Raw genomic sequence first — 2696 nt, 5'->3', positions numbered from 1 at the left:
GTCAATCCTCTTAGTATATTACCTTGTTCAATATTTTTGCTATATTCTATTTTATCGCCTTGCCGATTAAAAATTTTAGTTTCACGACTTCTGGGTGTACAAAATAACCATTCGGAAACTACTCGCTTTTGAGTTACTTCAAATCCATATCTATAAGTTTTATTTTTTAGCTGAAAAACTATTTCAAAAAAGGATGGTTTATCAACAGTTTCGGTACTTAATCTAAAGGGTTCCACATCTATTTTGTCAGTGATTTGTAATTTAGCAGAATTCATGACAAACCATCGCACAAAATTGAATGCCAGAATTAAATTACTCTTACCACTGGCATTTGCTCCATAAATAGCGGCACTTTTAAGTAAACTAAATTGTTGATTAACCTTAAAAACATTATTTTTATCAAGCTCATCATTACCACAGGCCTCCTCTGCAGCTACCATACTGAGAGTTACTACATCTTTAAAAGAGCGATAATTGCCGACACTAAATCCGATGAGCATTGCATATTAACCCTAACAGTCTCTAAGGAATAAAGGAGACGATACTTTTATTTTATGCACTTGTTGAGCATTTGAACAAGAATTGTCCTCAGAATCGGCAAACAATCACAGAAAAAAGGTAAGGAATTAATTTTCCTTACCTGATGATTGTAGCCTTTTGAAAACAAATTTACACTTTTGCTGACTCTTTAACTAACTTATCCCAACCCAATTCCTTGAGGTTATTGTTGCGACGCAGGGGACGAGTAGCTAATTCTAAAATATCTCGCGCATTGGTAAAACCATGGATTTGAGCAAAAGTAAATTCTACCGACCATTTAGTGTTAATTCCCCGCGCTTCTAAGGGATTTGCATGGGCCATTCCTGTAATCACTAAATCAGGTTTTAACTCGTAAATGCGCTGAATCTGATTGTAGTTATCAGGTTTTTCGATGATTTTCGGGATGGGAACACCCATATCATTACAGGTTTTTTCTAGTAATGCTAATTCGGCCGCTTGGTAGCGTTTATCCATGTAGGGAATACCGATTTCATCACAAGTCATCCCGCAACGAATTAGGAAACGTGCCAGAGAAATTTCTAGTAAATTATCCCCCATAAAGAAGACCGATTTACCGCGCACAAGTTGCAGATAATCCTCTAAACTTTCCCAAATTTTTGCCTCTCTTTCTTCTAATCCCTGCGGTTGTACTCCCAAAACAGAACAGATTTTTTCTATCCAAGCGCGGGTTCCATCCGGACCGATGGGAAAGGGTGCGCCAATTAATTTACACTTACGACGACGCATTAAAGTGGTGGCAGTTCGTGATAGAAAAGGATTGACACCAGCGACATAATAACCTTCTTCAATTACCGGTAATTCAGTAAAACGTTTGGCAGGCAACCAACCATCAATTTTAACTCCTTGTTTTTTCAATTCTAGGGTTAAATTGGTCACAATTGGGTCGGGAACGGAACCAAATAAAACTAAAGGAGGATGGTCTTTATATTCCGATTCTTCCTGTTTAATTTCTTCTTTTTTACGTCCAAAAGTTAGGAGTTTCTGGATGGCATTCCGTTCTTCTTTTTCATCTTCGTGCTTAACTTTTTCGGGACATTTATGCACCATGGAAGCGAGGACGGTATCTTCCCCTTGGGTAAAGGCATAATCTAAACCATTAGCGCGCGCTGTCACGATAGGAATACCGATTTCTGACTCTAGTTTCGGTGCTAATCCTTCCAAGTCCATTTTGATGATTTCGGTGGTACAAGTACCGATAAAAACGATAACACTAGGGTTTCTATCTCGTTTAATTTGTAAGCAGAGGCGTTTTAATTCTTCGTAGTCTTTTAGTTGAGCGGAAATATCCCCTTCTTCTAATTCTGCCATAGCATAACGCGGTTCGGCAAAAATCATGACACCCATGGCATTTTGCAGGAAGTAACCACAGGTTTTTGTGCCGATAACAAGGAAGAAACTATCTTCGATTTTTTGGTATAACCAAGCAACACAGCTAATCGGACAAAAGGTGTGATAGTTGCCGGTTTCACAATCAAATTGTAAAGCGCTCGGTTCTTGAGTGGCGGTCATGTTTTTAGGTTCTCCTTTAACTTGGTTTATTTAGGTTTTCTTGTTGTAACTCTTGGCGGATTTTTTGCAGTACAGGATCCTCAGTAGGATATAAAGAATTACTTAATTCTCTTTCTTTCTTTTCTAGTCGTTTTTTCTCAGGATCAAAATTTAATCCTAAAACTTCTAGAAGTTTGTTTCCATCGGAACTAAGCTGACAAAAGGGATACATCCACACTGATAATTGAGATTCTAAAACGGTAATCGCACCTATAATTATGTCAGCACTAGGACGTTTACCACCGTCGGGAGTTTTTCGCCACGAATCTTTAGAATCCATTAAAGACTTAATCCACGGTTGATTGTTTTGGTAGTAATCTAACCATTTATCTGGTAAGATTTTTAGCAATTCCTCAAAAATAATTACTTTGTTTTTTTCGACTGATAATTGTTTTTCTCGGAATCCGTTGAGATATTCAGTGTGCGAATTAGAAATCAGTAATTCGTTTTCCGATTTTTCCAACTCCTTTTTTTCAGAATCAAAATTTAGTCCTAAGACTTCTACCAGTTTGTCCCCATCGGAACTAAGTTGACAAAAGGGATACATCCACACTGATAACTTAGGTTCTAAAGCTGTTGCTGCCGCT

At 37.8% G+C, this 2696-nt stretch carries 3 protein-coding genes; all 3 read right to left on the bottom strand.

Going from position 1 to position 2696, the window contains the following annotated elements; translation table 11 throughout:
- Positions 1-500 (bottom strand): AAA family ATPase (locus tag PX484_RS17440; protein ID WP_288104926.1); only part of this gene is annotated, 500 nt, incomplete at its 3' end.
- A 169-nt stretch (positions 501-669) separates the two neighbouring features.
- Positions 670-2070, bottom strand: coding sequence for a ferredoxin:protochlorophyllide reductase (ATP-dependent) subunit N (locus PX484_RS17435; protein ID WP_002740797.1), 1401 nt, complete (start codon positions 2068-2070; stop codon positions 670-672).
- Positions 2071-2086: 16 nt separating this feature from the next.
- On the bottom strand, positions 2087-2696 hold a 610-nt coding region (locus PX484_RS17430), incomplete at its 5' end, for a DUF5331 domain-containing protein (protein ID WP_288104924.1).

Origin of the sequence: Microcystis sp. M49636_WE2, assembly GCF_030065375.1 — a bacterium.
Classification (GTDB): domain Bacteria; phylum Cyanobacteriota; class Cyanobacteriia; order Cyanobacteriales; family Microcystaceae; genus Microcystis; species Microcystis aeruginosa_C.
Note: the sequence above shows the minus strand (reverse complement) of the source record. Positions and strands in the feature narration are given on the sequence as shown.

Coding starts and splice junctions, on each gene's coding strand:
- PX484_RS17435 (WP_002740797.1), bottom strand. CDS start 2,070: ATGACCGCCACTCAAGAACCGAGCGCTTTACAATTTGATTGTGAAACC.